Source organism: Georgenia sp. Z1491 (assembly GCF_049856175.1).
GTDB lineage: Bacteria > Actinomycetota > Actinomycetes > Actinomycetales > Actinomycetaceae > JB111.
Genome location: NZ_JBNDNA010000004.1, coordinates 47,151 through 73,716, shown reverse-complemented (window position 1 = coordinate 73,716; position 26,566 = coordinate 47,151). Strand labels below are relative to the sequence as shown.

23 protein-coding genes are annotated in these 26,566 nt (G+C 74.7%); 10 read left to right on the top strand and 13 right to left on the bottom strand.

What is annotated here, in order from left to right; all coding sequences use genetic code 11:
* The first annotated feature begins 66 nt into the window (after positions 1-66).
* A complete protein-coding gene (locus ACPYO4_RS05525) occupies positions 67-972 on the top strand; it encodes a general stress protein (RefSeq protein WP_425708216.1) in 906 nt (301 codons plus the stop codon).
* Positions 969-1,775, top strand: a complete 807-nt coding sequence (locus ACPYO4_RS05520; protein ID WP_425708215.1) for a sugar phosphate isomerase/epimerase family protein — start codon at positions 969-971, stop codon at positions 1,773-1,775. The genes ACPYO4_RS05525 and ACPYO4_RS05520 overlap by 4 nt, the downstream gene beginning before the upstream one ends.
* 122 nt (positions 1,776-1,897) lie before the next feature.
* On the opposite strand, the gene ACPYO4_RS05515 is transcribed toward ACPYO4_RS05520, so the two are convergent.
* Entirely contained in the window at positions 1,898-3,439 is a 1,542-nt protein-coding gene (locus ACPYO4_RS05515; protein WP_425708214.1) for an aminopeptidase P family protein, read from the bottom strand.
* A gap of 41 nt (positions 3,440-3,480) precedes the next feature.
* Here ACPYO4_RS05515 and ACPYO4_RS05510 point away from each other — a divergent pair, with 41 nt between their 5' ends.
* Both ACPYO4_RS05510 and ACPYO4_RS05505 read left to right on the top strand, forming a co-directional pair.
* Positions 3,481-4,353, top strand: a complete 873-nt coding sequence (locus ACPYO4_RS05510) for a PHP domain-containing protein (RefSeq protein WP_425708213.1) — start codon at positions 3,481-3,483, stop codon at positions 4,351-4,353.
* On the top strand, positions 4,350-4,979 hold the full coding sequence (locus tag ACPYO4_RS05505) for a MarC family protein (RefSeq protein WP_425708212.1): 630 nt from the start codon (positions 4,350-4,352) through the stop codon (positions 4,977-4,979). The genes ACPYO4_RS05510 and ACPYO4_RS05505 overlap by 4 nt, the downstream gene beginning before the upstream one ends.
* A gap of 160 nt (positions 4,980-5,139) precedes the next feature.
* Here ACPYO4_RS05505 and ACPYO4_RS05500 read toward each other — a convergent pair whose 3' ends face one another.
* Together ACPYO4_RS05500 and ACPYO4_RS05495 are read right to left on the bottom strand one after the other, a co-directional pair.
* On the bottom strand, positions 5,140-6,795 hold the full coding sequence (locus tag ACPYO4_RS05500) for a DEAD/DEAH box helicase (protein WP_425708211.1): 1,656 nt from the start codon (positions 6,793-6,795) through the stop codon (positions 5,140-5,142).
* 168 nt (positions 6,796-6,963) lie between these two features.
* Positions 6,964-7,188: a DUF3107 domain-containing protein gene (locus ACPYO4_RS05495; protein WP_425708210.1), complete on the bottom strand. Its 225-nt coding sequence runs from the start codon at positions 7,186-7,188 to the stop codon at positions 6,964-6,966.
* 126 nt (positions 7,189-7,314) lie between these two features.
* Here ACPYO4_RS05495 and ACPYO4_RS05490 point away from each other — a divergent pair, with 126 nt between their 5' ends.
* The 3 genes from ACPYO4_RS05490 to ACPYO4_RS05480 all read left to right on the top strand — a co-directional run bounded on the left by ACPYO4_RS05490 (position 7,315) and on the right by ACPYO4_RS05480 (position 15,156).
* Positions 7,315-8,172, top strand: a complete 858-nt coding sequence (locus ACPYO4_RS05490) for a DUF3152 domain-containing protein (RefSeq protein ID WP_425708209.1) — start codon at positions 7,315-7,317, stop codon at positions 8,170-8,172.
* 142 nt (positions 8,173-8,314) lie between these two features.
* Positions 8,315-11,671 carry a PD-(D/E)XK nuclease family protein gene (locus tag ACPYO4_RS05485; RefSeq protein ID WP_425708208.1) on the top strand — a complete coding sequence of 1,119 codons (3,357 nt, stop codon included), beginning with the start codon at positions 8,315-8,317 and terminating at the stop codon, positions 11,669-11,671.
* Positions 11,668-15,156 (top strand): ATP-dependent helicase, encoded by a 3,489-nt coding sequence (locus tag ACPYO4_RS05480; protein WP_425708207.1) that lies wholly within the window; start codon positions 11,668-11,670, stop codon positions 15,154-15,156. Before ACPYO4_RS05485 ends, ACPYO4_RS05480 begins: the two co-directional genes overlap by 4 nt.
* 18 nt (positions 15,157-15,174) lie before the next feature.
* Here ACPYO4_RS05480 and ACPYO4_RS05475 read toward each other — a convergent pair whose 3' ends face one another.
* Together ACPYO4_RS05475 and ACPYO4_RS05470 are read right to left on the bottom strand one after the other, a co-directional pair.
* Entirely contained in the window at positions 15,175-16,485 is a 1,311-nt protein-coding gene (locus ACPYO4_RS05475) for a phosphotransferase (RefSeq protein WP_425708206.1), read from the bottom strand.
* Positions 16,486-16,537: 52 nt separating this feature from the next.
* A complete protein-coding gene (locus tag ACPYO4_RS05470; RefSeq protein ID WP_425708205.1) occupies positions 16,538-17,149 on the bottom strand; it encodes a TetR/AcrR family transcriptional regulator in 612 nt (203 codons plus the stop codon).
* Positions 17,150-17,200: 51 nt separating this feature from the next.
* Here ACPYO4_RS05470 and ACPYO4_RS05465 point away from each other — a divergent pair, with 51 nt between their 5' ends.
* Positions 17,201-18,250 carry a zinc-binding dehydrogenase gene (locus ACPYO4_RS05465; protein WP_425708204.1) on the top strand — a complete coding sequence of 350 codons (1,050 nt, stop codon included), beginning with the start codon at positions 17,201-17,203 and terminating at the stop codon, positions 18,248-18,250.
* A gap of 75 nt (positions 18,251-18,325) precedes the next feature.
* Here the strand turns inward: ACPYO4_RS05465 and ACPYO4_RS05460 are convergent, their stop codons facing one another.
* The 3 genes from ACPYO4_RS05460 to ACPYO4_RS05450 form a co-directional block, all read right to left on the bottom strand.
* Entirely contained in the window at positions 18,326-18,988 is a 663-nt protein-coding gene (locus ACPYO4_RS05460) for a hypothetical protein (RefSeq protein WP_425708203.1), read from the bottom strand.
* A 55-nt stretch (positions 18,989-19,043) separates the two neighbouring features.
* Entirely contained in the window at positions 19,044-20,012 is a 969-nt protein-coding gene (locus ACPYO4_RS05455; protein ID WP_425708202.1) for a DUF2332 domain-containing protein, read from the bottom strand.
* A 162-nt stretch (positions 20,013-20,174) separates the two neighbouring features.
* Positions 20,175-21,122: an aldo/keto reductase gene (locus ACPYO4_RS05450; protein WP_425708201.1), complete on the bottom strand. Its 948-nt coding sequence runs from the start codon at positions 21,120-21,122 to the stop codon at positions 20,175-20,177.
* A 170-nt stretch (positions 21,123-21,292) separates the two neighbouring features.
* Here ACPYO4_RS05450 and ACPYO4_RS05445 point away from each other — a divergent pair, with 170 nt between their 5' ends.
* On the top strand, positions 21,293-21,775 hold the full coding sequence (locus tag ACPYO4_RS05445) for a MarR family winged helix-turn-helix transcriptional regulator (protein ID WP_425708200.1): 483 nt from the start codon (positions 21,293-21,295) through the stop codon (positions 21,773-21,775).
* Positions 21,776-21,798: 23 nt separating this feature from the next.
* Here ACPYO4_RS05445 and ACPYO4_RS05440 read toward each other — a convergent pair whose 3' ends face one another.
* On the bottom strand, positions 21,799-22,191 hold the full coding sequence (locus tag ACPYO4_RS05440; protein ID WP_425708199.1) for a hypothetical protein: 393 nt from the start codon (positions 22,189-22,191) through the stop codon (positions 21,799-21,801).
* 97 nt (positions 22,192-22,288) lie between these two features.
* The gene (locus ACPYO4_RS05435; RefSeq protein ID WP_425708198.1) at positions 22,289-22,876 is read right to left on the bottom strand and encodes a TetR/AcrR family transcriptional regulator; all 588 of its coding nucleotides are present in this window, start codon (positions 22,874-22,876) and stop codon (positions 22,289-22,291) included.
* Between the two features lie 155 nt (positions 22,877-23,031).
* Here ACPYO4_RS05435 and ACPYO4_RS05430 point away from each other — a divergent pair, with 155 nt between their 5' ends.
* A complete protein-coding gene (locus ACPYO4_RS05430) occupies positions 23,032-23,442 on the top strand; it encodes a VOC family protein (RefSeq protein WP_425708197.1) in 411 nt (136 codons plus the stop codon).
* Between the two features lie 183 nt (positions 23,443-23,625).
* Here ACPYO4_RS05430 and ACPYO4_RS05425 read toward each other — a convergent pair whose 3' ends face one another.
* From ACPYO4_RS05425 to ACPYO4_RS05415, 3 genes are read right to left on the bottom strand one after another with little or no spacing between them, the layout of a single operon-like run.
* Complete coding sequence (locus tag ACPYO4_RS05425) at positions 23,626-24,219, bottom strand: TetR/AcrR family transcriptional regulator (RefSeq protein WP_425708196.1); 594 nt, start codon at positions 24,217-24,219, stop codon at positions 23,626-23,628.
* A 5-nt stretch (positions 24,220-24,224) separates the two neighbouring features.
* Entirely contained in the window at positions 24,225-25,976 is a 1,752-nt protein-coding gene (locus ACPYO4_RS05420) for a PH domain-containing protein (RefSeq protein WP_425708195.1), read from the bottom strand.
* A complete protein-coding gene (locus ACPYO4_RS05415) occupies positions 25,973-26,497 on the bottom strand; it encodes a PH domain-containing protein (RefSeq protein ID WP_425708194.1) in 525 nt (174 codons plus the stop codon). The genes ACPYO4_RS05420 and ACPYO4_RS05415 overlap by 4 nt, the downstream gene beginning before the upstream one ends.
* Positions 26,498-26,566: the final 69 nt, after the last annotated feature.

The window sequence follows — 26,566 nt, the reverse complement described above, 5'->3', positions numbered from 1 at the left end:
GGCGGACGGTGCGCGGTGCGCGGTGCGCGGTGGCGGCCGGGTCGGGGCGAGCGGGATACTGGGCCCATGTCCATCACGAACCAGCCGCTCGGTGCGAAGGCGCAATCGATCCCCACGGGGGTCCAGATCTCCGCCTACTCCAGCTACGAGGAGGCGCAGCGGGCCGTCGACCACCTCTCCGACAACGATCACGACGTGCGTCTCGTGTCGATCGTGGGGGAGGACCTGCGGCTCGTGGAGCGCATCACCGGGCGGCTCGACTACGGGAAGGTGGCCGGCTCCGGCGCGCTCACCGGAGCCTGGTTCGGTCTGATGATGGCTCTGGTCATGTGGCTGGTCATCGGGAACTTCGGGCTCGTCGACTTCGTCATCCCCGTGCTCGTCGGCGCGGCCTTCGGCGTGCTGCTGGGCATCGTCAGCTACGCGGTCCGGCCCAAGACCCGCGACTTCACCTCGGCCAGCACGGTCGTCGCCAAGCGGTACGTGGTCATCGCCGGTCCGACGGCCGCCGACGAGATGCGCGCCGCCCTGAGCTCGGCGGGCCTGATCGGCGACGCGCCCGCCACGACCGCCCGGGCGCAGGCGGCGCCCTCCGGCGCGGGCGGGCCCGCGGGCCCGCACGGCGGCGGTGCCTATGGCGCCGGCGCTCAGGGTGCCGGCGGCGCTGCGGCCGGTGTCGGCGGAGCTGCGGCCGGCGGCGGCCAGGACGCCTGGACCCCGGGCGCCCGTGGGACCGGCAGCGCGCCCGGAGAAGTGCAGCAGGACACCGGTGTCGAGGATCAGCCCGGCCGCCCGGCGCCGACCGGCTTCGCCCCCGGCGTCGACGGCACGCCGCGCTACGGCGCCCGCCTCGAGGACCTCACCCCGGAGCAGCGCGCACACGCCGAGGCCCAGCTGCGTGAGGCGGACGAGCACCGAGGGGCCGCGGAGAACCGCCCGGCCACCGAGGCGGGCGGGCCCGACCAGCCGTGAGCATCCCGGTCGGCCTCTCCACGGCCTCCGTCATGCCGGGGTCGGTGGAGGACACCTTCGCCATGGCGGCGGAGCTCGGCTACGACGGCGTGGAGATCATGGTGCTCACCGCGCCCGAGTCCCGCGAGCCACGCCTCATCAACGCGCTGTCGCGGAAGTACGGCCTGCCCGTGCACGCGATCCACGCGCCCACGCTGCTGCTCACGCAGGGCGTGTGGGGCCGCGACCCGTGGGAGAAGGTCGACCGGTCGGTGGACCTCGCGGGGCAGGTGGGTGCCGACGTCGTCGTGCTGCACCCGCCGTTCAGGTGGCAGCGGAAGTACGCCCGCCAGTTCGTCGACGCCGTCGCCGAGCGGGAGGCGACGCGCGACGGCGTGCGGCTCGCCGTGGAGAACATGTTCACCTGGCAGGCCCAGGCCGGCGGCGCGCACGTCAAGGCCTACTCACCGGGCTGGGACCCCACCGAGCACGACTACGGCTCGGTGACGATCGACCTGTCCCACGCGGCGACCTCCGGGATGGACGCCGAGGCGACGATGGCGATGGTCCGCTCGCTGGGGAAGAAGCTCGCGCACCTGCATCTCACGGACGGCTCCGGGACGATCAAGGACGAGCACCTGGTGCCCGGTCACGGCAACCAGCCGTGCGCCGAGGTCCTGGCCCACCTGCGGGACACCGGGTTCGGCGGCTCCGTGGTCGTGGAGATCAACACCCGGTCGGTGTCGTCCCTGCAGCGACGCACGATGTGCATGGAGTCGCTCAGGTTCGCGCGCGAGCACCTGGCCGCGGACCGAGCGGGGTAGCCGGAGCGCGGCCGTTCCTCGGGGACCGGGCAGGGGTGTCGACGACCGGGCGGGCGCTCAGCAGGCCTGCTCGGTCGACGAACCCGCCGCCCCGTCGTGGACGGTCGACCACGCGAGCGAGGTCAGCCGCGCAGGTCTGCCATCCACGCCTCGATCGCGCTCGGCGTGCGGGGCAGGGCGGCCGACAGGTTCTCCACCCCGTCCTCGGTGACGAGCACGTCGTCCTCGATCCGCACGCCGATCCCACGCAGCTCCGTGGGCACCTTGAGGTCGTCGGCCCGCAGGTACAGGCCGGGCTCGATCGTGAACACCATGCCCGGGACGAGCTCGGCGTCGAGGTACATCTCCCGGCGGGCCTGCGCGCAGTCGTGGACGTCCAGGCCGAGGTGGTGCGACGTCCCGTGCACCATCCACCGGCGGTGGTACTGGCCGTCGGGCTCGAGCGACATGGCGGCGTCGACGGGCAGCATCCCCCACTCGGCCAGGCGGGCGGCGACGACCTCCATCGCCGCGGTGTGGACGTCACGGAACCGGACGCGCGCGCCGCCCTCGCCGACCCGGGCGGCGACGGCGAAGGCCGCGTCGGCCGCGTCGAGGACCGCCTGGTAGACCCGGCGCTGCGGCTCGGTGAAGACGCCGTCCACCGGGAGCGTGCGCGTGACGTCGGCGGTGTACAGGGAGTCGACCTCGACGCCGGCGTCGAGCAGGAGGAGGTCGCCGGGCCGGACCTCGCCGTCGTTGTGGATCCAGTGCAGCGTGTTCGCGTGGTTGCCGGCGGCCGCGATCGTCTCGTAGCCCATGCCGTTGCCGTCCTCGCGGGCCCGGGCCGCGAACGCCCCCTCGACGACGCGCTCGCCCCGCTCGTGGCCGGACGCCCGGGGGAACGAGCGGACCACGTCCTCGAAGCCCCGGGCGGTGGCGGCGACCGCGGAGCGGATCTCGCCGACCTCCCACTCGTCCTTGACGAGCCGGATCTCGGACAGCCGCTCGGTGAGCTCGGCGTCCGCGCCGGCGGTGCTCGTGAGGCCGGCCTGCGCGCGCACCTCGTCGACGAGCGCGGTGACCGCCCGATCGGCGCCGGTGACGAGGCGGACCTGCACCTGCCCGACGCCGGCGTCCTTGGCGAGGTCGTCCCGCAGGGTGTCGATGTGCGCGGTGCGCAGGCCGGTGGCGGCAGCGACCTCCTCCAAGGAGGGCCGCACCCCGACCCACAGCTCGCCGTACCGGGAGTCGGCGTAGAACTCCTCGGTGTCCTTCCCGGCCCGCGGGCGGAGGTACAGGACGCCCTCGTGGCCGTCGCCCTCGGGGTGCAGGACGAGCACCGAGTCGGGCTCGGTCGCCGCGCCCCAGCCCGTGAGGTGGGCGAACGCCGAGTGGGCGCGGAACGGGTGGTCCGTGTCGTTGCTGCGCACGCGCAGGTCGCCGCCCGGGAGGACCAGCCGCTCGCCGGGGAGCTCGAGGGAGATGGCCGCGCGCGCCGCCGCCGCCGTGTCCGCGGACGGCAGGCGGTCGGGCAGCGGGGCCTCCGTCTCCTCCCAGCCGTCGGCGATGAAGGCACGGAACGCCGCCGAGCTGGGGCGCTGGGACCGGTTCGAGCCGCGGTCCTCGACGGGCTGGCCGTCGGCGGGAGTGGCGGACCGGGTGGCGTCGGAGGAGGAGGTCATGCCCCCATCGTCGCACCGCGCGCGCCCGTACACTCCGTCCGGTGACGACGGCGCGGATCGACCCCCACACGCACTCGACGGTCTCGGACGGCACCGACAGCCCGACCGGACTCGTCGAGGCGGCCGCCGCCGCACGCATCGACGTCCTCGGCGTCACCGACCACGACACGACGGCGGGCTGGGCCGACGCCGTCGCGGCGGGGGAGCGCCTCGGCGTGACGATCCTGCGCGGCATGGAGGTCTCCACCCAGCACGAGGGACGCTCGATCCACCTGCTGGCCTACCTGTTCGACCCCGGGCATCCGGGCCTGCTCGCGCGCACCGAGCGGGCCCGCTCCTCCCGGCTGGACCGGGCCCGGATGATGGTCGAGCGCATCGCCGTGGACTTCCCGATCACGTGGGAGGACGTCCTGCGCCACGTCGACGACGGCACCACCGTCGGCCGGCCCCACATCGCGGACGCGCTCGTCGCCGCCGGACACGTGCCGAACCGCAACGCCGCGTTCGCGCCCGGCGGGCCGTGCGCCAACCGCACGAAGTACTACGTCCCGCACTACGCGCCCGACGTGGGCGAGGCGATCGGGCTCGTCCGGGAGGCGGGCGGCGTGCCGGTCATGGCGCACCCGTGGGCGCAGCGCGGCCGGGCGCTGACTGCCCGGGCGCTGGACGAGGCGATCGAGGCCGGCCTGCTCGGGCTGGAGGTCGACCACCTCGACCACGACGACGAGGCGCGCGCCGGGCTCAGGCGCCTCGCCGAGCGGCACGACCTGCTCGTCACGGGCAGCTCGGACTACCACGGCACAGGCAAGACCAACCGCCTGGGCGACCACCTCACCGACCCGGGCCAGCTCGAGCGGATCGTCGCGGCAGGCACGCTCCCGCTCGCGGGCGCCGGACACCGGGACGCGCGATGAGCGACCTCGTCGACCTCGCGGTCCTGGTCTCCACCTTCGTCACGCTGTTCGTCATCATGGACCCGGTGGGCAACCTGCCCATCTTCCTGTCCCTGACCTCCACGATGACGATCCGCGAGCGCAGCCGTGCGGCGCTCGCCGCCACGTGCGTCTCCCTCGGGGTGATCGGGGCGTTCGCGGCCGGTGGGCCCTACATCCTCGACTTCCTCGGCATCACCGTGCCCGCGCTGCAGCTCGCCGGTGGCCTGCTGCTGCTCATCGTGGCCATGCAGCTCCTCAGCGGGGCCGCCGAGGAGCCCGGCCCCTCGGGCTCCGGCGCCGCGGTCGCGCTCGTGCCGATGGGGACCCCGCTCATGGCGGGGCCGGGCGCGATCGTCGCTGCGATGCTGGCCGTGCAGGACGCGGACACCGGACCGCAGCTCACCGGCGTGGTGATCGGCATCGTCGGTCTGCACGTCGTCATCGGGCTCTCGCTGCGCTTCTCGAGCGTGGTCCACCGCGTGCTCGGGGTCTCGGGGACGACGCTCGTCACGCGCCTGTCCGGCATGCTGCTCGCCGCGATCGCGGTGCAGCTCGTCGCGACGGCGACCTTCGCGTTCGTCGACATGTACCTCGCCGGTCGCTGACCGGACCCGCTCCCGCGCGCCCTCGGCGAGCGAGGTCGTGCTTGGGCTGGCGAGTTCGTGCCTCGCACGCACGATCTCGCCACCGCAGGCACGACCTCGACATCAGGAGCGCGGCCCGGAGCGGGAGCCTCGGGGGCAACCGCTCCGGGCCGGCCGGGGCTCAGTCGGTCGAGGCGGGGGCGCTGGCGCCCTGACCGCCGCCGGCGGAACCACCCGTGCGACGGCGACGCCGCCGCCTGGGTCGGCCGGACCCGCCCTCGCCGCCGGAGCGCTCGGACCGGCCGTCCTGCTCGCCGGAGCGCCGGGAACGCGCGCCGTCGGGCCGACCGCCCTCGGACCTACCGCCGGAGCGCGGCCCGTCGCGTCGGGCGCCGTCACCGCGCCCGCCGTCGGACCGGCGCGAGCTCTGCCGCGAGCCCGCGGACTTCCCGGTCTCACCGATGTCCTCGACCTCCTCCGCGCCGAGCCCGGCGCGCGTGCGGGCCGAGCGGGGCAGCGTGCCGCCCGTGCCCTCGGGGATGTCGAGGTCCGCGTAGAGATGCTCGGAGGTGTGGTACGTCTCCGGCGGCTCGGCCAGGCCCAGGCCGAGCGCGTTGTTGACGACCGACCAGCGCGGGATGTCGTCCCAGTCGACGAACGTCACCGCGGTGCCCGAGTTGCCCGCGCGGCCGGTACGGCCGATGCGGTGGAGGTAGATCTTCTCGTCCTCGGGGCACTGGTAGTTGATGACGTGCGTGACGTCGTCGACGTCGATGCCGCGGGCGGCCACGTCGGTGGCGACGAGGATGTCGACCTTGCCGGTGCGGAACGCGCGCAGCGCCTGCTCACGGGCGCCCTGGCCGAGGTCGCCGTGGATCGCGGCCGACGCGAACCCGCGGTCGGCGAGGTCGTCGGCCACCTTGGCGGCGGTGCGCTTGGTGCGCGTGAAGACGATGGTCAGCCCGCGCTCGCGCGCCTGGAGGATCCGGGCGAGCATCTCGACCTTGTTCATCGCGTGCGCCCGGTAGACGACCTGGCGGGTGGCCTTGACCGTCGCGCCGGTGTCGTCGGGGTCCTGGGCCCGGATGTGCGTCGGCCGCGTCATGTAGCGCCGCGCGAGCGCGACGACCGCGCCCGGCATCGTGGCCGAGAACAGCATCGTGTGCCGGTTGGCGGGCGTGCGGGAGAGCAGGGTCTCGACGTCGGGCAGGAAGCCGAGGTCGAGCATCTCGTCGGCCTCGTCGAGCACGACGGTGGACACGGCGCTCAGGCGCAGCACCTTCTGCTTGAGCAGGTCGATGAGCCGGCCGGGCGTACCGACGACGACCTCGACGCCGGCCTCGAGCGCGGCGATCTGCGGCTCGTAGGCGCGGCCGCCGTAGACCTGGACGATCCGCACGGAGCGGCGGCGGGACGCGGCGACGAGGTCCTCCGCGACCTGCTTGGCCAGCTCACGGGTGGGCACGACGACGAGACCCTGCGGGGCGCCGGGGTCGAGCAGCTCGTCGTAGCCGTCCTCGCCCGGGGCGAGGGTGTGCTGCAGCAGCGGGATGCCGAAGCCCAGCGTCTTGCCGGTGCCCGTCTTGGCCTGGCCGATGATGTCGGCGCGCTTGAGCGCCACGGGCAGGGTGAGGGACTGGATCGGGAACGGGTGCGTGATGCCGACGTCGCGCAGGGCGCCGGCGATCGGCTCCGCGACGCCGATGTCGGCGAACGTCTGCTCGGCCGGGACGCTGGGCGTGTCGGCATCGGTGATGTCGGGGGTGGCGGCGTCGGTCTCGACGGGCGCGTGGGCGCCGGAGACGTCGACGACGCCCGAGGTGGCAGGGGTGGTCATGATCCTTCTTCGGTCGGCGGTGCGCCGGGTTGGCGCGGGCAGCCGATCGCACACGGTGCAGGGCGCTGGGCGCCCGAGGATTCGCAGGAACAACGACCGGTCAGCCGGGACCCCTCGACGATACTCCTCCCGGCGCCGCTCGGCGGGACCGGAGGAGTGGGACGGGACTCAGCCCAGGCCGAACCCCACGCGGCGGTCCTCGACCGCGCCGATCTCGACGTGCCCGATCGCGGCGGCGGGCACGAGGAACCGCTTGCCCTTGGAGTCCGTGACGTCGAGCGGCGAGTCGGACGCCAGCGCCTCACGGACGGAGGCGACGAAGGCCTCCTCGTCGGAGTCGATCTCGACGACGACGTCGCGCATGCTCGACCGCATACCGATCGTGACCTGCATTGATGTTCCTCCGTCCGGCCCGCTCGCGGCGGGCCTCGTGCTGGGAAGCGAGTCACCGAGGTGGTGCTGCTCCATCGTAAGGGCGCTCACTGACAGGTCGGGGCCCGGCTGCCAGACTGGTCGGCGATGTCCGACTCCAGACGACTCCCGACCGTTCTCGGCGTTCTCGCGTGCGCCGCGCTGGTCTCGTCGCCCCTCCTCGCCGCGCCGACGGTCGCGGACGAGCACGCCGCGGGCAGCGACGTGGACCTGCGCGCGGCGTGGGCCGCGCGCCCGGGACCGCTGCTGCCCGACGACGACGAACCGACCCTGCTCGAGCTCGTGCAGGTCCCCGACGGCACGGACGGTGACGGCACGGCGGCCGACGGGGCCGGGGACACCGACGTCGATCTGCCCGAGGGCGTGGACGAGGACGCCTACGGCGCGGGGATCCGGGGCGATCTCGTGGCCGCGGAGGGATCCGGCTCCCTGCGCGTGGTGGCGGGCACCGATCCGGCGCCGCGCGAGGCCGAGCGGACCTACAGCGTGCGGGTCGAGGTCGAGCGCGGCCTGCCGGTGGACCGCGAGGCGTTCGCCGACTACGTGCTGGACACCCTCAACGACGACCGCGGCTGGGGCCACGACGGCTCGGTGGCGTTCGAGCGCGTCGACGGCGAGGACGCGGACTTCGGTGTCACTCTCGCGGACGGGCCGCTGAGCATCGAGCTGTGCGAGCCGCTCGACGTCGGCGGCATCTACTCGTGCGGCCGCAACGGCCGGGCGGTCCTCAACGCCGACCGGTTCGGGGAGTCGATCGAGCCGTTCCTCGAGGCCGGCGGGACGCTGCCGCAGTACCGGCAGTACCTCGTCAACCACGAGGTCGGTCACCTCCTGGGGTACCAGCACGTGGACTGCCCCGCGCCGGGCGACCCGGCCCCGGTCATGGTCCAGCAGTCGATCAGCCTGCAGGACTGCGTCCCCAACGCCTGGGTGGCCGAGGAGTAGAGCCCGCAGCGGGCGGGGGGCCGGGCGCTGCGCCGGTCGGCCTGCCGCAGCGCGACCGATCCGAGCACCCGCCGACCGGGCGAACCGGACGTCGACCCACGGGCGCACCGCGGATGTCGGACCTGCGTGGTTGCATGACGGCATGTCCTCCCCGGTCCGTCCTCGGCTGCGCCTCGACACCGCTCCCGAGCCCGTCGAGGTGCCGCTGAGCCAGGTGGCCCGGTCGGTCGCGGACGAGCTGGCGGCCGGCCCGGGCCCGCACCTGCTCACGCTCGGCGCCCCCGGCGCGGGGCGGACCACGCTGGCCGTGCAGACCGTCGTCGAGGCGGCCCGCGCGGGCCGCCGCGTCGCGCTCCTGACACCGTCCCGGCGCGTGGCCGGTCGTCTGCGGGACGAGGTCGCCCACCGGACCGGGGCGCACGACGCCGCGGTGCAGGTCGTCACGCCGACCTCCTTCGCGTTCGCGCTCCTCGGGCAGCACGCCGCCTACTGGGGCGGTCCGGAGCCCGCTCTCCTGTCCGGCCCCGACGAGGACGGCATCCTCGCGGAGCTGCTCGATGCGCACGACTCGGGGCAGGTCACGTCACCCGGGTGGCCTGCGTCCGTACCCGCCGAGGCGCTCGGGCTGGACGCCTTCCGGCACGAGCTGCGGGACATCCTGGCGCGCGCGGGCGAGCTCGACCTCGAGCCCGACGACCTCCGGCGTCTCGCTGCCGACCACGACCGGCCCGAGTGGGCCGCGGTGGCCGCGGTCCTCGAGCAGTACCGCGACAGCACCGGCGCTCAGGACGCGGCCGACGAGCAGGCGCCCGCCGTGGGACTCGGCCCCGAGCGCCGCTATCGGCGCTACGACTCCGCGCGACTCGTCGACGAGGCGGCGCTCGTCCTCAACTCCTGGCACGTACCACCGACCGGCGTCCCGGCCGGGACCGCCGGTGCACCGACCGTGCCGCGGTGGGACCTCGTCGTCGTCGACGACTACCAGGACGTCACCCGTTCGACCGCGCGCCTGCTGCGCGTGCTCGTCCGGGACGGTGCGCGGCTGCTCCTGCTCGGTGACCCCGACGTCGCCGTGCAGACGTTCCGGGGCGGGAGCCCCACCCTGGTCGCCGAGGCGACGTCGGACTTCTCCGACGGGGGGTTCGGCGCCCAGGTCCGGCTCCTGCCCGAGGTGCACCGCGGGACGCGCGGCCTGCGCGCCGCGGTGGCCCGGCTGACCGAGCGGCTGCCCGCCGGCGGGCCCGGTCTGGCGCGTCGGCGATCGCCGGTCGCCGGAGGAGGAGCCGTTCCTGCACCGGATCCCGGGGCGTCGGGGATCGACGCCGACCGAGACGCGGGCCGTACGGCCGACCGCGACGAGCCGTGGCCCGCCGTCGAGGTACGCACACTCAGCTCCGCGGCCGTCGAGGCCGACACCGTCGCCGACGCCGTGCGCCAGGCCCACCTCGTCGACGGCCTGCCGTACCGGCGGTGCGCCGTCGTCGTGCGGACGAGCGGTCAGGCGAGCTCGATGCGGGCGCTCCTCGGTGCCCGGCGCGTCCCCGTCTCCCCGGGTCGACTGGGTGCGCTGCGGGACGAGCCTGCCGTGCGACCCCTCCTGGCGGCCGTGCGCGTGGCCGCCGAGGGGCCGACGGGCCGGGCGCTGCGCGACCTCATGCTCTCGTCCGTGGGCGGTGCGGACCCGGTGGGCCTGCGCAGCCTCATGCGCACGCTGCGGGCGGCGAGCGGGGCGCGCGGCGGCGCCGTCGACTCCGACACGGTCCTGCTCGACGCCGTGGCGGCGGTGGACGAGGGTGGCGTCGCCGCCCTGCCCGGGTCCATGTCCGCAGCCCTGACCGACCCGCTCGTGCGGGTCGCGCGGGTGGTGGGGCGCACGCGCACCGCGCTCGTCGCCGGAGAGGGACCGACGGCGGTCCTGTGGGCGGCATGGGACGCGGCCGGCCTCGCCGAGCCGTGGCAGACGCGCGCGATCGACGGGGGAGCCGGGGCCGCACAGGCGCACGCCGACCTGGACGCCGTGCTCGCCCTCTTCTACGCCGCCGAACGGTACGAGGCGCGCGGCGCCACGGCCGGTGCGATCGGATTCGTCGACCGCGTCGAGAAGCAGCGCGTCGCCGAGGACACCCTCGCCGCCCAGTCGGGCCGCCGCGACCTCGTCGAGGTGCTCACGCCCGCGCAGGCGGCCGGGCAGGAGTGGGACCTCGTCGCGGTCGCCGGCCTCCAGGAGGACGTCTGGCCGGACATGCGCCGCCGCGACACGATCCTCGGCAGCCAGGCGCTCGTCGACGTCGTCACCGGCCGCGGGGACGGCGCCGACCGCTGGACCGAGGCCCGCAAGGAGGTGCGGGACGACGAGCTGCGCCAGCTCGTGCTCGCGACTTCCCGCGCGACGAGCAAGCTCCTCGTCACTGCCGTCGATGGCGTCGACACGCGCCCCTCGCTGTTCCACGAGCTCCTCGCGCGGGACGCGGCCGCGCACGACCGCGGCGACGCAGGGGCCCGCACGGCTCCGGACGCCGGCGCACGGCCACGGCCAGCGGACCGGGAACAGATCGTGGCCCGGGACCTGCGTGAGCTCGTCGCGCGGCTGCGCCGGCGCCTCGCCGACGATCCGGGAGACGCCGACGCCGCCCGGGTCCTCGCGCGGCTGCGCGCCGAGGGCGTGGCAGGGGCGGACCCGCAGGAGTGGGTGCTCGCCCACGAGGTGAGCACGCTCGCGCCCCTGAGGAGCACGGACGAGCCGGTCACCGTCAGCCCGTCGGCCGTCGAGTCCGTCACCACGTGCGGACTTCGGTGGGCGCTCACCCGGTTCGGCGGGCGGGGCGGCGACTCAGACAGCCAGGCGCTCGGCACCCTCGTGCACGAGATCGCCGAGCAGCACCCGGCCGGCAGCCGCGACGAGCTACGGTCCGCGTTGCACGAGCGGATCGGTGAGCTCGACCTCGGCGAGGGCCTCGCCGCCGACCAGGAGCGGGCCAAGGCGGAGCGGCTCGTCGAGCGGCTCGCCGAGTACGTCGCCGTTCCGGTCCAGGTCGCCACGGAGGTCGACGTCGACGAGATCGTGGGCGAGGCGCGCGTCCGCGGGCAGATCGACCGGCTCGAGACCCAGTCGGACGGGCGGGTGGTGGTCGCCGACCTCAAGACCGGCAAGGGCATCAGCCAGGCCGAGGTCGAGGAGCACGCCCAGCTCGGCGCCTACCAGGCGGCCCTGCTCGAACGGCACCGCCGCGGTGAGGGGGCGGAACCCGCCGGCGCGCGGCTGGTCTTCCTCGGCACCCCCAACAAGTCCGTGGCGATCCGGGAGCAGGACGCCCTCGGCGCCGACCGGGGCACGTGGGCGCACGAGCTCGTCGATCGCGCCGTGACCGAGATGTCCGGAGCCGGTGTCCACGTCCGGACGAACAAGTACTGCGACTTCTGCGAGGTCCGCACCTCCTGCCCGCTGCAGACCGCCGGCCGTCGCGTCGGCGGGACCACCACCTCCGAGGAGACGGAATGACCGAGCCCGGCACGCCGCAGGCCGTGACGCCGGCCGGGACCGCCCGACTCCTCGGGAGCAGCTACGCGCCGACCGAGGAGCAGGCGGGCGTCATGGCGCATCCGATGGCGCCCCAGCTCGTCGTCGCCGGCGCCGGCTCGGGAAAGACCGAGACGATGTCGCTGCGGGTCGTCCACCTCGTCCACGCCGGCCTCGTGCGACCCGACCAGGTCCTCGGCCTCACGTTCACCCGCAAGGCGGCCGGCGAGCTCGACGTCCGCCTGCGCGAGCGGCTCGGCACGCTCCGGCGGGCGCTCGGCCACCGACGGACCGCACCACGCGACGACCTCGAGGCCGAGCGGCCCGAGGTCAGCACGTACGACTCGTTCGCCGGGGCCATCTACACGGACCATGCCCTGCGGCTCGGCCTGGACCCCACCGCCCGCCTCATCACCGCCGCCGAGACCTACGAGCTCGCCCACCGGGTCGTCGCGGGCTGGACCGGGCCGCTCGCCCACTCCTCCGACACCGCGCTGTCGACCCTGGTGAAGGCTGTGCTCGACCTCGACGGTCAGACCATGTCGCTCGTCGCCTCCGACGTCACGCCCGAGGCGCTGCGCACCGAGCTGGCGGCGACGGCGTCGACCCTGCTCGAGGCACCGGTCTCGGGGCGGAAGAAGGGACCGAGCGCGGAGGTGCGGTCGGTGGCCACCAGTCACCTCGCCCGCGTCGAGCTCCTCGAGATGGTTCAGACGTTGCGCGAGGAGCGCCGCGCGAACGGCGTGGCCACGTTCGCCGACATCGCCGACGCCGCCCGTCGGATCGTCACCGAGATCCCCGAGGTGCGCGACGAGCTCCGCGCGAGGTACCGGCTCGTCCTGCTCGACGAGTATCAGGACACCTCCGTGGCCCAGACCGACCTGCTGGCCGCTGCGTTCGGCGGCGGGTGGCCCGTCACGGCGGTCGGCGACCCGCACCAGTCGATCTACGGCTGGCGAGGCGCCTCTGCCGCCGCCCTCGAGGAGTTCCCGACCCGGTTCGGCGGCGCGGAGCCCGCGGCGGTGCGGAACCTGTCGGTGTCCTGGCGCAACGACCACGCGATCCTCGACGTCGCGAACGCGATCGCCGGCCCGCTCCGTTCGGGCTCCGGCCTCGGGCTGCCCACCCTGGACGCTCGGCCCGGCGCGGGGGACGGGACGGTGCTGGGCGCCTGGTTCGCCACCGACGGCGAGGAGGCGGCGGGGCTCGCTCTCGCGCTCCGGCAGCGCTGGTACGAGCCCCACGTCGCCGCCGAGGCGAGCAGACCGGGCTCCGGCCCGACGGCGGCAGTGCTCACCCGCACCAACGCCCAGCTCGCACTCGTCGAGGACGCCCTGCGCGCCGAGGGCGTGCCGTGTCAGGTGGTCGGGGTCGGCGGGCTCGTCACCCGGCCGGAGATCCTCGACGTGCGCGCGGCGCTCGCCGTCGCGGTCGACCCCACGCGGGGCGACCGGCTCGTCCGTCTCGTCACCGGTCTCGGGCTGGGGCTGGCCGACCTGCGCACGCTCTGGGCGTGGGCCGGGCACCTGGCGCGGCTCGGGCTCCGCGACGGCGCCGAGGCGGGCACGGCGGAACTCGCCGACGACGCGCCTGGCGAGAGTGCGGGCGAGGCCGGTCTCGACCGTGAGGAGACGGCCATCGACCCACGGCAGGAGCAGTCCCTCGCCGAGGCGATCGACCACCTCCCGCGCGACGGGTGGGCCTCGGCCGGTCACGCCCTCACCGACGTCGCCCGCGACCGGCTCTCGCGGCTGGCGCGTGCGCTGGGCCGCATTCGTTCGGTCGTGCGCCTACCGGTCCACGACGCCGTCGGGGTGGCGATCGAGGCGCTCGGCCTCGACCTCGAGGTCGTCGCCGCGTCGAGCGAGGCTCCGGCGACCGCCCGCGCCGGCCTCGACGAGCTCGTGCGGCTCGCCGGTACCTACGCGAACGGCATCGAGGGCGCGACGGTCGCCGGTTTCCTCGCCTACCTCGACCGCGCGGAGGAGCAGGAGGGCGGCCTGGCCGACGCGCAGGCCGGCGAGTCGGAGGTCGACGACCCGTTGCGCGGCGTCGTCCAGCTGATGACGATGCACCGGTCGAAGGGGCTCGAGTGGGACGTGGTCGCCGTCCCCGGGCTGTCGCTCGGTTCGTTCCCGAAGGTGTCCGTACCCGCGAGCCTCGCGAACCCCGCCGAGTTCGTCCCCAAGGACTCCGCCTGGCTCACCGACCGCGGCTCCGTCCCGGCGAGCGTGCGCGGCGACGCGGACCGGCTCCCAAAGCTCGAGCTCGCCGACGCGACCGACCAGCACGGCATGGACGACGCCCTCGAGGACTTCAGGCGCGCCGCCGGCCTGCACGCGCTCACCGAGGAACGACGGCTCGCCTACGTCGCCGTCACCCGCGCGCGGAGCGAGCTCCTCCTCACCTGGGCGAGCTTCACCAAGGAGACGAAGACGCAGCGGTACCGGTCCCCGTTCCTCGACGAGGCCGTCGACGCCGGTGTGGTCGAGCCGCTGACGGGCCACCTGCTCGACCGCCCGGACGATGCGCCGGAGGAGAACACGCAGATCGGGCGCGCGCGGGTCGCCACCTGGCCACCGCCGCCCGGACGCGAGGGGGAGGCGGTCCGTCGGGTGCGCGCCGCCGCCCGCGCGGTCGACGCGGCGTCGGCAGGGCCGCTGGATATCGAGGCCGGGGAGGGTGCCTCGGGGTGGGACCGGGCCGCCGCGCTGCTGCTCGCCGAGCGCGACGAGCTTCTCGCCCGCCGCGGCGAGGTCCCGCTCGGCGACCACCTCGCCGCCACCGGTCTTGTCTCGCTCGCGGGCGACCCCGAATGGTTCGCCCGGCAGATCCTGCGCCCCGTGCCACGGGCGCCGCGGCGCGAGGCCGACCTCGGCACGCGGTTCCACGAGTGGGTCGAGCGGCGCTTCGAGGCCGAGGTCCTCACCGGGCTGGCCGGCCACCTCGACGACGCCGAGCGTGGCGCCCTGGGGCTCGACCCCGACAACGGTGACGCGGACGAGGGGGGAGCACCCACCGGGGCCGGCGGGAGTGCCGGCACCGCCTCGGGCCGGGGCCCGGTCGACGAGCGCGAGCTCCGCCGACTCCAGGACGCCTTCGAGTCCTCGGAGTGGGGCAGCCGGCGACCGACCGCCGTCGAGGAGGCCGTCGAGGTGTCGGTCGGTCCGCTCGTCCTGCGCTGCCGCATCGACGCCGTGTACGCGAACGTCGACGGGACCGTGGAGATCGTCGACTGGAAGACCGGTCGGGTGCCGGGGCCCGACGAGCGGGCGGCGAAGCTCCTGCAGCTCGACGTCAACCGGCTGGCGTGGTCGCGGGCGAAGGGCGTACCGATCGACCAGGTGCGCGCGCACCTGTACTACGTGCTGCACGCCGAGACCATCCCCGCCCGGACCGACGACGAGGCCGCGGTCGAGGCGCGGATCAGGTCCGCGATCGAGCGGGGGGTCCGGCCCGGGAGCTGACGCGCGCGACGCGTAGCCCTACGGCTCGCGGCCCTCGCGGCGCCACTGCTCGTACTCCTCGGTGAGGTCCGCCGTCGCCGCGGTCGGCTCCGGGACGCCGGGCGCGTCCGGGGACTCGCCGGGGTGGACGTCGAACGCCGGCCACGCCTCGGTGTCGAGCTCGGCCGCCGCGCCGTCGGGACCGGCGGCGGGCTCGTCCGCCTCGGAGGGCGTCGAACCCTCGGAGCGCTCGACGGACCGCTCGTCGGCGGGCAGGGCAGCACCGGCGGTGTCAGCCGGCTCCTCGCTCGCCCGGTCGCCGTCGAGGGTCCGGTCCGTGGCGTCCGGGACCGCTGCGGCGCCGACGACGGTCACCGGCGCGGCCGCGGCCGCCGTCTCGGCGAGGATCTCGCGCACCTCGGCCCCGATTGGCGGTGCGTCCGCGACGTCGGACGCCAGCTCGGCGAGCATCTGACGCGCGTCGCCCACGACTGCGTCGTCCCGGGTGCGCAGCCCGAACATCAACCACCGCGTGAGCAGCAGCTCGGAGGCGAGCTGCGCACGGTCGAGGAGGAACGGGTCGTCGGGGGCCGAGGCGTGGCGGGCGTAGGAGCCGTGCACCTGCTCGAAGGTCTCCGGGTCGACCCCGGTGACGAGCCAGGCGAAGTCCTCCGCCGGGTCGCCGACGTGCGCGTCCCCGAACTGGGACAGCGCCACCACGCGGTCCCCGGACGCGCGCACGAGCTCGGCGTCGAGGTCCCCGTGGACGACCGTCGAGGCGGCGGGCCACAGGTCGTCCGCCTCCAGGGCCGCCTCCCACCGGTGCACGAGCTCGGCGGGCAGGTTGCCCGTGCGGGACGCCTCGTCGACCTCGGTGAGTCGGCGGGCCCGGTAGGTCGCCATGTCGTACACGGGCAGGCCGGCGCTGCCCACGAGGTCGGTGTCCAGGGAGTGCAGCGCGGCGAGCGCACGCCCGAGGTGGTCCGCCAGCTCGGGGCTCTCGTCGATGTCGCGCGGGTCGATCGCGCGGCCGGGGAGCTCGCGGGCGACCATCGCCCGGCCGCCGCCCTGGAGGGTGGCGAACCCGGCGGGCCGCTCGACGTCGAACGGCAGGTCGCGTGCGTCGACCCGCTCGGCCAGCCGCTCGAGCAGGGCGACCTCCCCCTCGAGGGACGCGCCCGCGGCCGCCGTGCGCGGCGCCCGCACCACCCAGTGGTGACCGCGTGAGTCGAGCACCCCCACGGTCTGGAAGTCGGTGGTGGTGCGGACCGGGGGTCGGGTGGCCACGACGTCGAGCCCCGGCACGGCCAGGGTCGCGAGCGCAGCCAGCGCGATGGGCGAGCGAGTCACGCGCCCACGGTAGGCGCTGCCCGCCGGACCGGTGGTGCTGGCGCGCCGCCGGTCACGGTCCGGTGACGGATGCCGCCTCGTCCACCAGCGCTCGTGCGGCGCGCGCGGCGGCGGCAGGCGCGCCGACCGCCGGCAGTGCGCCTCGCAGGGTGAGCGCACCCTCGTGGAGCGTGGTCAGGGTGAGCGCGAGCCCACGGGAGTCGGCGAGCCCCGCCTCCCGGGCGAGCCGTTCGAGCAGGTCGAGCAGCCACCGCTTCTGGTCGGCGGCCACCGCGTGGGCGGGGTGGCTCGGGTCGGGGAGCTCGGCGAGCGCGTTGACGAACGCGCACCCCCGCGAGCTGCCCGGCGACCACTCGAGCAGCGCGTCGAACGGGGCGGTGACCCGGTCCCGCGCGGAGCCGGCGGCGTCGACCGCTCGCTCCACCGCGCTGCGCCACCGGCGGTCGCGCGCGAGCAGGTAGGTGGCGACGAGGGCGTCCTTCGAGCCGAACCGGTCGTAGAGCGTGCGCTTGGTGACGCCGGACCGCTCGGCGACGAGGTCGACGCCGACCGCCGTGATCCCGCGGTCGTAGAAGAGCTGCGACGCGGCGTCGAGGATGCGCCGCGCGGCAGGGGTCAGCGCGTCCGGGTCGGGCGGGCTTGACCTCACCGATGTGTGAACCATAGCGTCGAGACTAGTTCACCGATCGGTGAGATTGAGGCATCTGGAGGTCACATGTCCGAGGAGACGATGACGGCGGCGGTGCTGCGCCGCCACGGGGGTCCCGACGCCGTCGAGCTGTCCCGGGTGCCCGTGCCACGCCCGGGCCCCGGCGAGGTGCTCGTGCGCGTGCGGGCGGCCGCGCTCAACAACACCGACCTGTGGACCCGCGAGGGCGCCTACGGGTTGCCGGGCGACCCCGACGCCCGGGCGGGCTGGCGCGGCCCCATGACGTTCCCGCGGATCCAGGGCGCGGACGTCACCGGGACCGTGGCGGCGGTCGGGGAGGGCGTGGCCCCCGACGTCGTCGGCCGCCGCGTGCTCGTCGACCCCGCGCTCTACGACGCAGACTCCGACGACGCGCACCCGGTCGGCCTGCTCGGCAGCGAGCGCGACGGCGGGTTCGCAGGCTTCGTCGCGGTCGACGCCGTGCGTGCCCACCCGGTCGACGACTCCCCGCTGACGGACGCCGAGCTGGCGACCCTGCCGACCGCCTACGGCACGGCGCTCGGCATGATCGAGCGCGGCGGCGTGACGCGCGGGGAGACCGTCGTCGTCACTGGTGCGTCCGGTGGCGTCGGCCTGGCGCTCGTTCAGCTGGCCGCCGAGCGCGGCGCGGACGTCGTCGCGGTGAGCAGTGCGGGCAAGCTCGACGCCGTGCGGTCGGCGGGCGCCCGCGCCGTCGTCGACCGTGGGGGAGACCTGTGGGCGGCTGTGGCGGGCGCGGCCCCGGGCGGCGTCGACGTCGTGCTCGACGTCGTCGCCGGGACCGGCGTGGCGGACGGGGTCGGGGTTCTGCGGGAGGGCGGCCGGTGGGTCGTCGCGGGTGCGCTCGGCGGTCACCGCATCGAGGTCGACGTGCGGCGCCTGTACCTGCACAACCGCACGATCGTCGGGTCGAGCATGCACACGCCGGCGCACTTCGCCGCGCTCGTCGAGATCGCCCGCACGGGTCGCGTGCGCCCCGTCGTCGCGGCGACCTACCCGCTCGCGGACATCGCTCGCGCGCACGCCGAGCTGGCCGAGCGGCGGCACGTCGGGAAGCTGGTGATCGACGAGCTCTGATCGGGCGCCTGGCCCGCGGTGGGCGGCAGTGCTTCCGCGCGGCGTCGCCGCCGTACCGAGACAGGGATGCCGATCTCAGACGTCGCCGTCGAAGATCCCGCCGTCGAGCAGCCAGTGGTAGCGCAGCCTGAGCGCCCGCTCGGTGCTGGCCAGGAGCGTGGCGACCAGCAGCGAGACGTTGAACCAGACGGGCAGCTGGATCGGCGATGTGAAGGTGCCCAGGCGCTCGGCGACGGGTGGAATCTGCGTGATCTCCTGAACGAGCTGCGGCACACCGAGCACCAGTGCCACGGCGAGGATGATCCACGAGACGGCGCCGAGGGCGCGGCTCGCCCCCGGGTGGCGGCGCTCGAGCCGGGCGCGCCGCCCCTCGGCCGACCGTGGGTCGGGGGAGAGCTGGCGCTCCGTGCCGTCGTGGGCGACGAAGTGGCACCGCCGGAGCCCGAACCCGCTCGTCACCACCTCGATCGTGCCGCCGGGCACGGGGAACATCGCCGGGAGCTTCGACCGCGCGTGCTGCTGCCCGTCGCGGTAGAGCACGGCCCAGACCTCACCGTTCGAGTCGCCGCCGTGGCGGAGGTCGACGGACCAGATGGGCCACTCGCCCGCCGCGTCGCCGAGGCGCACGTGGAGGAGCGACCGGAAGAAGGTCTGCCACCAGCGAAAGCGCTGGAGCTCGCTGCCGTCACCGGCCTTGATCTTGCGGAATGCTCGTCGTCGTTTTCGGTCCGAGGCCACGGCTGACACGGTAGACGTTGCCCGGCGGTCGTCGCCGAAGGCGTGCGACCCGCGCTCATCCGGTGAGCGCTGCGGCCGATCGCCCGTGCGGGTCCGTCAGTGCCCGAGGAACCCCGTCGACCGCCAGGACGAAACGGCCGGCCGCCTCGGGCTCGACCTCGACCCGGTGCACCACGCCGTTGCCCTCGTTGCTGATCCAGCGGCCCGGCAGATCACTGACCAGGTCGACGAACCGGGCTCGATCCTCGGCCGACAGGTACGCGAGAACGGCGGTGTGGAAGACGACGAGGGTCGCCTCCGTGGGAGCTCCTGCCGCGAGGTCGGGGAGCACGTCGAGCAGGTCGCCGCTCGCCACAGGCGGTGGGTCACGGCGTGCGACCTCGAGCGCCGACACGAGCCTGTGGCGGCGCTCGTCCTGACCCGGCCAGACGAGCGTCTCGAGCCAGGTGCGCGCGTCGTCGTCCTCGACGTCGACCGGCGAGAGATCGATTCCCGCGCGCCAGACCACGTGGGGCACCGTCGTCGGGGGCGTGATGCCGCCGAGGTCGCACTCGATGGTGACGGGCGACGGACCGTCGGCCGGGTCGAGCGTGTCGTCGCCGTATCGATACGAGTATCGGTCGGGCAGCAGGCACAGTCCGGCGGACGCGCCGACCTCCAGCAGCGCGAGCGGACCCGGTAGCTGCGCGAGGAACGGCAGCAGGACGGCACAGCGCCCGGCCTCGTTCGTCTGGGTCGCGCGAACGAGGACGGTCTCCCGTACGTCGTCCCACCGTTCGATCACCGTCCGGCGGAACGATTCGACCGTGGCGGCGGCGCCGTGGAAGCGTGCTGCCGCGAGGACGAGATTCGGCTGGCGCTCGGCACGAGGCAGATCCGCGAGCAGGTCGAGGATCTCGTCGTCGCCGGCGACGGCCTCCGACCACGCCTCGTACACGGGCGAGACGCCGCGCGCCTCACGTCTCGCGAAGAGTCGATAGCCGTCGGCGATCGTCTGCGAGTCACGGCCACCTGCTCGGTCCATGTCGCCCATGGTGCGCGGTGGGCCGCGCCCGCCGCAGCTCAAGGATCGGCGGCGCGCGGCGGACCGTGGACGAGCACGGCCCCGGACGACCGAGGGTCGTCCGGGGCCGCTCAGGGCAGTGCCGCGGTTCCCGGCCCGTCGCCGGGCCGGGGGGCCGGTGGGTCAGGCCGCCTGCGCGTACGACTCCGACGCGGCGTCGAGGCGGGCGATCTCGTCCTCGGTCAGGGCGAGAGACGGCGCCGCCATGAGGGCGGGCAGCTGCTCGACCCGGCTGGCCGAGGCGATCGGCGCGGTGACGCCCTTGGCGAGCAGCCAGGCCAGAGCGACCGTCGCGGGTGCAGTCCTGTGTGCCTCGGCGATCTCGACGAGCGCGTCGACCACGCCGAATGTCGCGTCGCCCAGATACCCGGACGCGAAGTCCTTCCGTGCCGCGCCCTCGAGGTCCTCGGCCGTGCGGTACTTGCCCGTGAGCAGGCCCGAGGCCAGGGAGAAGTAGGGCAGCAGTGCGGCGTCGAACTCGGCGGCGATCGCGCCGTAGCCCTGCTCGACGTCGGCGCGGTGCAGGAGGCTGTACTGCGGCTGGATCGCCACGGGGACGGTCAGCCCCTCGCGGGACGCGGTCTCGAACCACTCGCGCATACGCTCGGGGGAGTGGTTCGACAGGGCGATGTGGCGGACCTTGCCGGACTCCACGAGGGCGTGCGCGGTGCGGACCTGGTCGGCGATCGAGACGTTCTCGTCGTCGTAGTGGAAGTAGTAGAGGTCGACGTGGTCGGTCTGCAGGCGGCGCAGGGAGTCCTCCAGCGCGGCGGTGACGTTCTCCTGCGAGAGCCCGGGACGGGTAGGCAGGCCGCCGACCTTGGTAGCGATGACGACGTCGGCGCGGTTGCCGCGCGCCGCCAGCCACTCGCCGATGATCTGCTCGGACACGCCGCCTGTGCCGTCGGCCCACACGGAGTACAGGTCGGCGGTGTCGATGAAGTTGCCGCCGGCGGCGACGAACGCGTCGAGCACTGCGAACGAGGTCTCGCGGTCCGAGGTCCACCCGAAGGTGTTGGTGCCGAGGTTGAGCGGGAACACGTCGAGGTCCGTGCGCGGGATGAGGGTCATGGGGGCTCCTTCGGTGGTCGTGTGCGGGTGATCCGGCAGGTCTGACCGGACCGGGCCGGGTCTGATGGGACCCGGCCGAGCCGGTGGTGGTCGCCCGGCCGGAATGCTTGCTACGGAAACCACGGTAGGGGCTATTACTTTCCGTGGCAACTCATTGCTACGCTCGGGTGATGGACAGCACCTCGGATCCGCGATGGCTCACGGCCGACGAGATGGCGACCTGGCTCTCGCTGTGGTCGACGATGACCTGGCTGCCCGCGCGCCTGGACGCTCAGCTGCGCAGGGACGGCGGCCTGAGCGCGAGCGAGTACCACGTGCTGTCGCAGGTCTCGATGGCGCCGGGGGGCTCCCGGCGCCTGAGCGAGGTAGCGGCGGCCGCCAACCTCACGCTGTCCCACCTCTCCCGGGTCGCCGACCGCATGGCGCGCGCGGGCTGGCTCGTGCGCAGCCCGGACCCGGCCGACGGCCGCTTCACGCTGGCGACGCTGACCGACGAGGGGATGCGCGTCGTCGAGGCAGCTGCCCCCGGGCACGTCGCCGCGGTGCGCGAGTACGTCTTCGACCGGCTCGACGCCGAGCAGGCGGTGGCGCTGGGGAAGGCGCTCGCCGTCATCGCGGACGCGGCCGGGCCGGCCCCGACGGCGAGGGACTGAGCCGGCCGGCGTCCCCCGCGCGTTCAGCCGACGACGACGAGCCCGGCGCCGGCCCCGATCACGCCGACGACCACCGAGATCCCGCCGGCCGCGATGCACCACCGCATCGCGTTCGGACGCTGCGGGTCGCGGCCGACCACGGAGAGGAAGAAGCCCAGCGGCATGAGGATCGCGCCGAGCAGCACACCGACGGACATCGTCTCCGCCCAGGCCGGCACGTCGGCGCCGCGCAGGTAGAGGCCGATGACGAGCCCGAGGATGACGAGGACCCCGGCGTGGGCGTGGCCGGCCCGGAAGTAGGTGCGCTGCAGCTCGTTGGCGGGTACCTGGCCGCCGACGACCCGCAGCAGGAACGCGCCACCGAACGCGATCGCGACCACGGTGAGCAGGACGATCCCGGCGTTGAGGTCGGTCATGATGAGGCCTTTCGTCGATGGGGCTGTCGCGCGGGCGTGCGGCGTGCCGTCGCACGGGGTGGGCAGGCCCGCGCGCGGCGCACGGCGTCGACGGTGCTCATCCCGGTGACCCGTAGAGCATCCCGGCGGCGCGCCGGACGAGGTCGAGGAGCTCGGGGGCGGGACGTCCGCCGGTGAGGTTGGCCCGCTCGAGGTTGCCCGTCAGGGCGAGCGTGGTGAGGCCGTGGACGAGCGACCAGCCGGCGACGACGGCGGCGTGCGCGTCCTCGACCCGCCCGTCCGCACCGAGCGCCTCGACGCCGGAGCGGAGCTCGCCGAACGCCCGGCCGCTCGCGCGTGCGAGCTCCGGGTCCTCCAGCAGGAGGTCCGGGGCGAACATCACGGCGAAGTGCGCCGGGTGGGAGGTGCCGTACCCGACGTAGGAGACGCCGACGTCGAGGAACGTCCCGCCGCCCTCACGGGTGGCGATCAGGGCGTCGGCGAGTCCGTCGAAGCCCTCGGTGGCGATGGCGGTCAGCAGGCCGTCGCGAGAGCCGAAGTGGTGGCGGGGTGCCGTGTGGGAGACGCCGATCGCGGCGGCGATCGCGCGCAGGGAGAGCTGCTCGGGGCCGGACGACGAGATGATCCTCAGGGCCTCGTCGATGACTGCTCGCCGGAGGTCGCCGTGGTGGTAGCTCGGGTGCATGGCCAGAACTTACCGCCGGTAAGTTGTCGCTGTAAAGATAGGTGCGCGTGCGCCGTCGGGTGGGCTCGAGCGACAGCCGGCAGCGGGAACGGCCACGGCCGTCGTCCCGTTGCGACGCCGAGGCCGGAGGAGGACGATCGCATGAGGAGGCGATCATGACCGGGTACCCGACCATCCGACTCACTGCGATCGATACGACCGACGTACGCGGGCTCGCCGACTTCTACCGCGAGCTCCTGGGCTACCGGTACCGACCCGGGGACGAGCCGCCGACCGGCGGTCCGGACAACGCCGACTGGCTCGTCCTGCAGGACGGCGCGGGGGCCGACCGGTTGGCGTTCCAGGAGGTCGAGCGTCTCGAGCGCACGACCTGGCCCTCCCACGACGTCCCGATGCAGATGCACCTCGACCTGACGGTCGCCGACCGTGACGAGCTCGAGCGACAACGTGGACGGGCAGAGGCGCTGGGCGCGGCGCTGATCATGGACCGGACGGACGACCCTGACGTGCCGCTCTACGTGCTCGCCGACCCGTCCGGGCACCCGTTCTGCATCCTCGTGTGGTGAGGCGGAGGTTGCTCGTCGACCTCCCCCGACCACTGCAGGGACACGATCGACGGCGAGCGGGCGACCGGGGTGCCGGGCCCCGCCGGATCACGCGTCCGCGCGCTCGCCGTCGAGCAGGAGGTCGTCCACGAGTCGCGGTGCTGCAGGGGAGGCGAGCGCGACGGTGCCGTTCGCGCGGGCGTCTCAGTCGGCCGCGAGGCCGCGGAGCACGAGGCCCGGAATCTCGGCCAGCATGGGTGCGAGGTCCGCGTCGAGGTCGCGTTCGAGGAGGGTGGTGGGGGCGTCGATGAGGTGCTCGACGAGCGAGACGGCGACGTCGAGCGGCATCCGACGCAGCTCGCCGGAGGCCATGCCGTCGCCGAGGATGCCCCGTAGGAGCGCCGAGTCCTCCTCGCTCACGACGAGGTAGACGGGGGTCCCCTTCGCGTCCCGGTGGGAGACGGCGATCTCGACGCCGGCCGAGATCTCCGGCCGGTGCGTGTCGAGGTGGTGCAGGTAGGCCTCGACGTAGGCCCGCAGCCGCGCCGTCGGGCCCTCGTGCGGCGCCACGGCTGCGGCGAGCGCGGTCTCGAGATGGCCGAACACGTGCTCGAGGACGTGCATGAGCAGCGCGTCGCGGGAGCCGAAGTAGTAGACGACCGCGCTCTTGGCGACGTCCGCGCGGCGGGCGATCTCGGCCAGCGACGCACGCGGGTAGCCCACCTCGTTGACGGCGGAGATCGCGCCGTCGAGGATCTGCCGGCGCCGCGCCGCGCCGGTGAACGTCTGGGTGGTCACGGGATCTATCCTGCTCGCTCGGCGAGCAGGAGCTCGTCGACCAGGCCCGGCGCGGCGCGCATGGCGAGGTCGACCGCCTCGTCCGCGGCGACGTCGGGGGCCTCGTAGGCGCCCCACCCGCCGGCGGTCATGGCGGAGACCGTGCTCAGCCCGAGCCGGCGCTGCAGCAGCGAGCGGCGCACGGCGATCGTGCTCACGGCGTCGCGGCGCAGCGCGGTCGTGGTGCGGGTCGTCAGCCCGGAGCGCACGACGAGGTGCTCGCCCGAGATCGCGTGCCCCAGGGCCCGGTAGGAGACGATCGCGCCGAGCAGCCCGACCGCCCAGGCCCCGACCGGCAGCCAGCCGACCCACGCGGGGACCGCGCCGGTGAGCACCGGCGTAGCCACCGCCCCCGCGACGACGGCGGCGAGGCCGGTCGCCCACAGGGCGCGCTGGACGAGGGCGGTGCGCGGGTGGCGGCGCAGGGGTGCGTCGAACGGCGACGGGTCGCCGAGCACCTGGCCCGCAACGCGGCGCGCCACGCCGATCGGCCCCCGGGGCAGGATCGCGGTCGGCTCGGACGGGTCCCACACGCTCAGCCCGGTCGTCACCACGTTGGTGTCCGCCATGCCGATGAGCCGGCCGAGCACCGGCTCGCCGATCGACAGCCCCCGCGTGCGCGCCTCGTCCCGGTTGACCTCGCGGGTGCTGAGCAGACCGCGGCGCGTGCGCAGGAAGCTCGTCCCCTCCGAGCGCACGCGGGCGAGCTCGAAGCGCCAGAAGCTCGTGAGGAAGTTGATGCCCATCCCGACCGCGCCCACCAGCCCGCCCGCGACTACCGCGAGCGCGATCCGCGCGATCAGGCCGAGCGAGGACCAGTCGACGAGCCGGCCGCCGATCTGGAGCAGGTCGACGCCGAACGTCAGCGCGAACCAGTACCCGCCCCAGAGCAGTCCCGCGGCCATGAGGTAGGCCCAGATGCTGAACAGGTGGTAGACCACCCACCACGCCCGGAAGGTCACGAGGATCGTCGTGCGGCCGTCGTCGGCGGTCGACGGATCGTCGTCGGTCACCGGTGCGTCGGCAGGCGATGGTTCGTCCGCGGGCTCCGGTTCGTCCGTGGGCGGCGGACCGTCGGGCACCTGCGGCGCCGGCCGGACCCGGGTGCGCAGGAGCTCCTCGCGCAGCCGCTCGGCGTCGGCGGTCGCGAGCGCGTCGAGACGCAGCGCGGACTCTCCCGCCGCCGCTTGCTGACCGGCGCCGATGGCGACGACCCGCAGCCCGCCGAGCCTGTGGTGGAGCCTCGCCTCGGTGTCGACGCTGCGGATGCGTTCGCGCCGGACCGTGCGGTGGCGACGCACGAGGACCCCGGTGCGGCGCTCGACGTGGGTCGGCGTCACCCGGTACCGCGTGAACGCCCACCGCACGAGGTCGGCCGCGGCGCCGACCACGCCGATCACGGCGATGAAGATGAACGGCCACAGGGTGCTCAGCTCGGGCCGGATGCCGAACGCGAGGGCGATCGGGACCGGCAGCGTGGAGACGAGGCTGCGCGCGAGGTCGACCCAGATCACGCGGTAGCTCAGCCGGTACCACGGGGTCGGGTCCGACGCCGGGGCGGCATCCGGATCGCCGGACGCCTCGTCCGTCGGCTCGCGGGTCGACGTCGTCGGGTCGACGCCGACCTCCGGCTGCGTCCCGTCCCACGCGGGGGCGGTCGTGACGCCGTCCGTCGTCGCGGGCCGGCGATCGTCGGGGGAGGACGGGTGCTCGCTCACGTGGCGTCACCCTCGGTGAGCTCGGCCGCCTTCGCCAGCCGCGTGGACGCCTCCTCGGCGACGGCGCGGTCGAGCCCCTGCACCTTGATCGCGCCGTAGGACGAGGCTGTGGTCACGCGCAGCGTCGACAGGCCGAGGAGCTGCTCGATCGGTCCGCGCACGGCGTCGACGGTCTGGATGCGCGAGACCGGGGAGACCCGCCACTCCTGCACGAGCCACCCGGTGGTGGCGTAGGCGGCGTGCTCGGTCAGCTCCCACCGGTGCACGCGGAAGCGCCACCACGGCTCGACGGCGACCCGGACGAGAAGCATCGCACCTGCCGCAACGGCGGGGGCCAGCAGCCACGGCCGCGCCGACTCCCACAGGCCGTACGCGACGAGGAGCGCCGTGAGTGCCGCGCCCCACACCGCGAGCGCCCGGAGCGCCCACATCGCTATGGCGCGGCGCTCGACGCCGTGGGCGGGCCGGCGGACGCGCGCGGCGTCGGCGCCGTCGCCGGGGTGGTCGTCGCTGGCGTTCATGAACCCTCCCGAAGTTGACCGATCGGTCCAAGTCTAGACCGATCGGTCAAGAGCGGTCGACGGCGAGGT

Coding starts and splice junctions, on each gene's coding strand:
- ACPYO4_RS05525 (WP_425708216.1), top strand. CDS start 67: ATGTCCATCACGAACCAGCCGCTCGGTGCGAAGGCGCAATCGATCCCC.
- ACPYO4_RS05515 (WP_425708214.1), bottom strand. CDS start 3,439: ATGACCTCCTCCTCCGACGCCACCCGGTCCGCCACTCCCGCCGACGGC.
- ACPYO4_RS05505 (WP_425708212.1), top strand. CDS start 4,350: ATGAGCGACCTCGTCGACCTCGCGGTCCTGGTCTCCACCTTCGTCACG.
- ACPYO4_RS05500 (WP_425708211.1), bottom strand. CDS start 6,795: ATGACCACCCCTGCCACCTCGGGCGTCGTCGACGTCTCCGGCGCCCAC.
- ACPYO4_RS05495 (WP_425708210.1), bottom strand. CDS start 7,188: ATGCAGGTCACGATCGGTATGCGGTCGAGCATGCGCGACGTCGTCGTC.
- ACPYO4_RS05490 (WP_425708209.1), top strand. CDS start 7,315: ATGTCCGACTCCAGACGACTCCCGACCGTTCTCGGCGTTCTCGCGTGC.
- ACPYO4_RS05485 (WP_425708208.1), top strand. CDS start 8,315: ATGTCCTCCCCGGTCCGTCCTCGGCTGCGCCTCGACACCGCTCCCGAG.
- ACPYO4_RS05480 (WP_425708207.1), top strand. CDS start 11,668: ATGACCGAGCCCGGCACGCCGCAGGCCGTGACGCCGGCCGGGACCGCC.
- ACPYO4_RS05470 (WP_425708205.1), bottom strand. CDS start 17,149: ATGGTTCACACATCGGTGAGGTCAAGCCCGCCCGACCCGGACGCGCTG.
- ACPYO4_RS05465 (WP_425708204.1), top strand. CDS start 17,201: ATGTCCGAGGAGACGATGACGGCGGCGGTGCTGCGCCGCCACGGGGGT.
- ACPYO4_RS05455 (WP_425708202.1), bottom strand. CDS start 20,012: ATGGACCGAGCAGGTGGCCGTGACTCGCAGACGATCGCCGACGGCTAT.
- ACPYO4_RS05450 (WP_425708201.1), bottom strand. CDS start 21,122: ATGACCCTCATCCCGCGCACGGACCTCGACGTGTTCCCGCTCAACCTC.
- ACPYO4_RS05445 (WP_425708200.1), top strand. CDS start 21,293: ATGGACAGCACCTCGGATCCGCGATGGCTCACGGCCGACGAGATGGCG.
- ACPYO4_RS05440 (WP_425708199.1), bottom strand. CDS start 22,191: ATGACCGACCTCAACGCCGGGATCGTCCTGCTCACCGTGGTCGCGATC.
- ACPYO4_RS05435 (WP_425708198.1), bottom strand. CDS start 22,876: ATGCACCCGAGCTACCACCACGGCGACCTCCGGCGAGCAGTCATCGAC.
- ACPYO4_RS05430 (WP_425708197.1), top strand. CDS start 23,032: ATGACCGGGTACCCGACCATCCGACTCACTGCGATCGATACGACCGAC.
- ACPYO4_RS05415 (WP_425708194.1), bottom strand. CDS start 26,497: ATGAACGCCAGCGACGACCACCCCGGCGACGGCGCCGACGCCGCGCGC.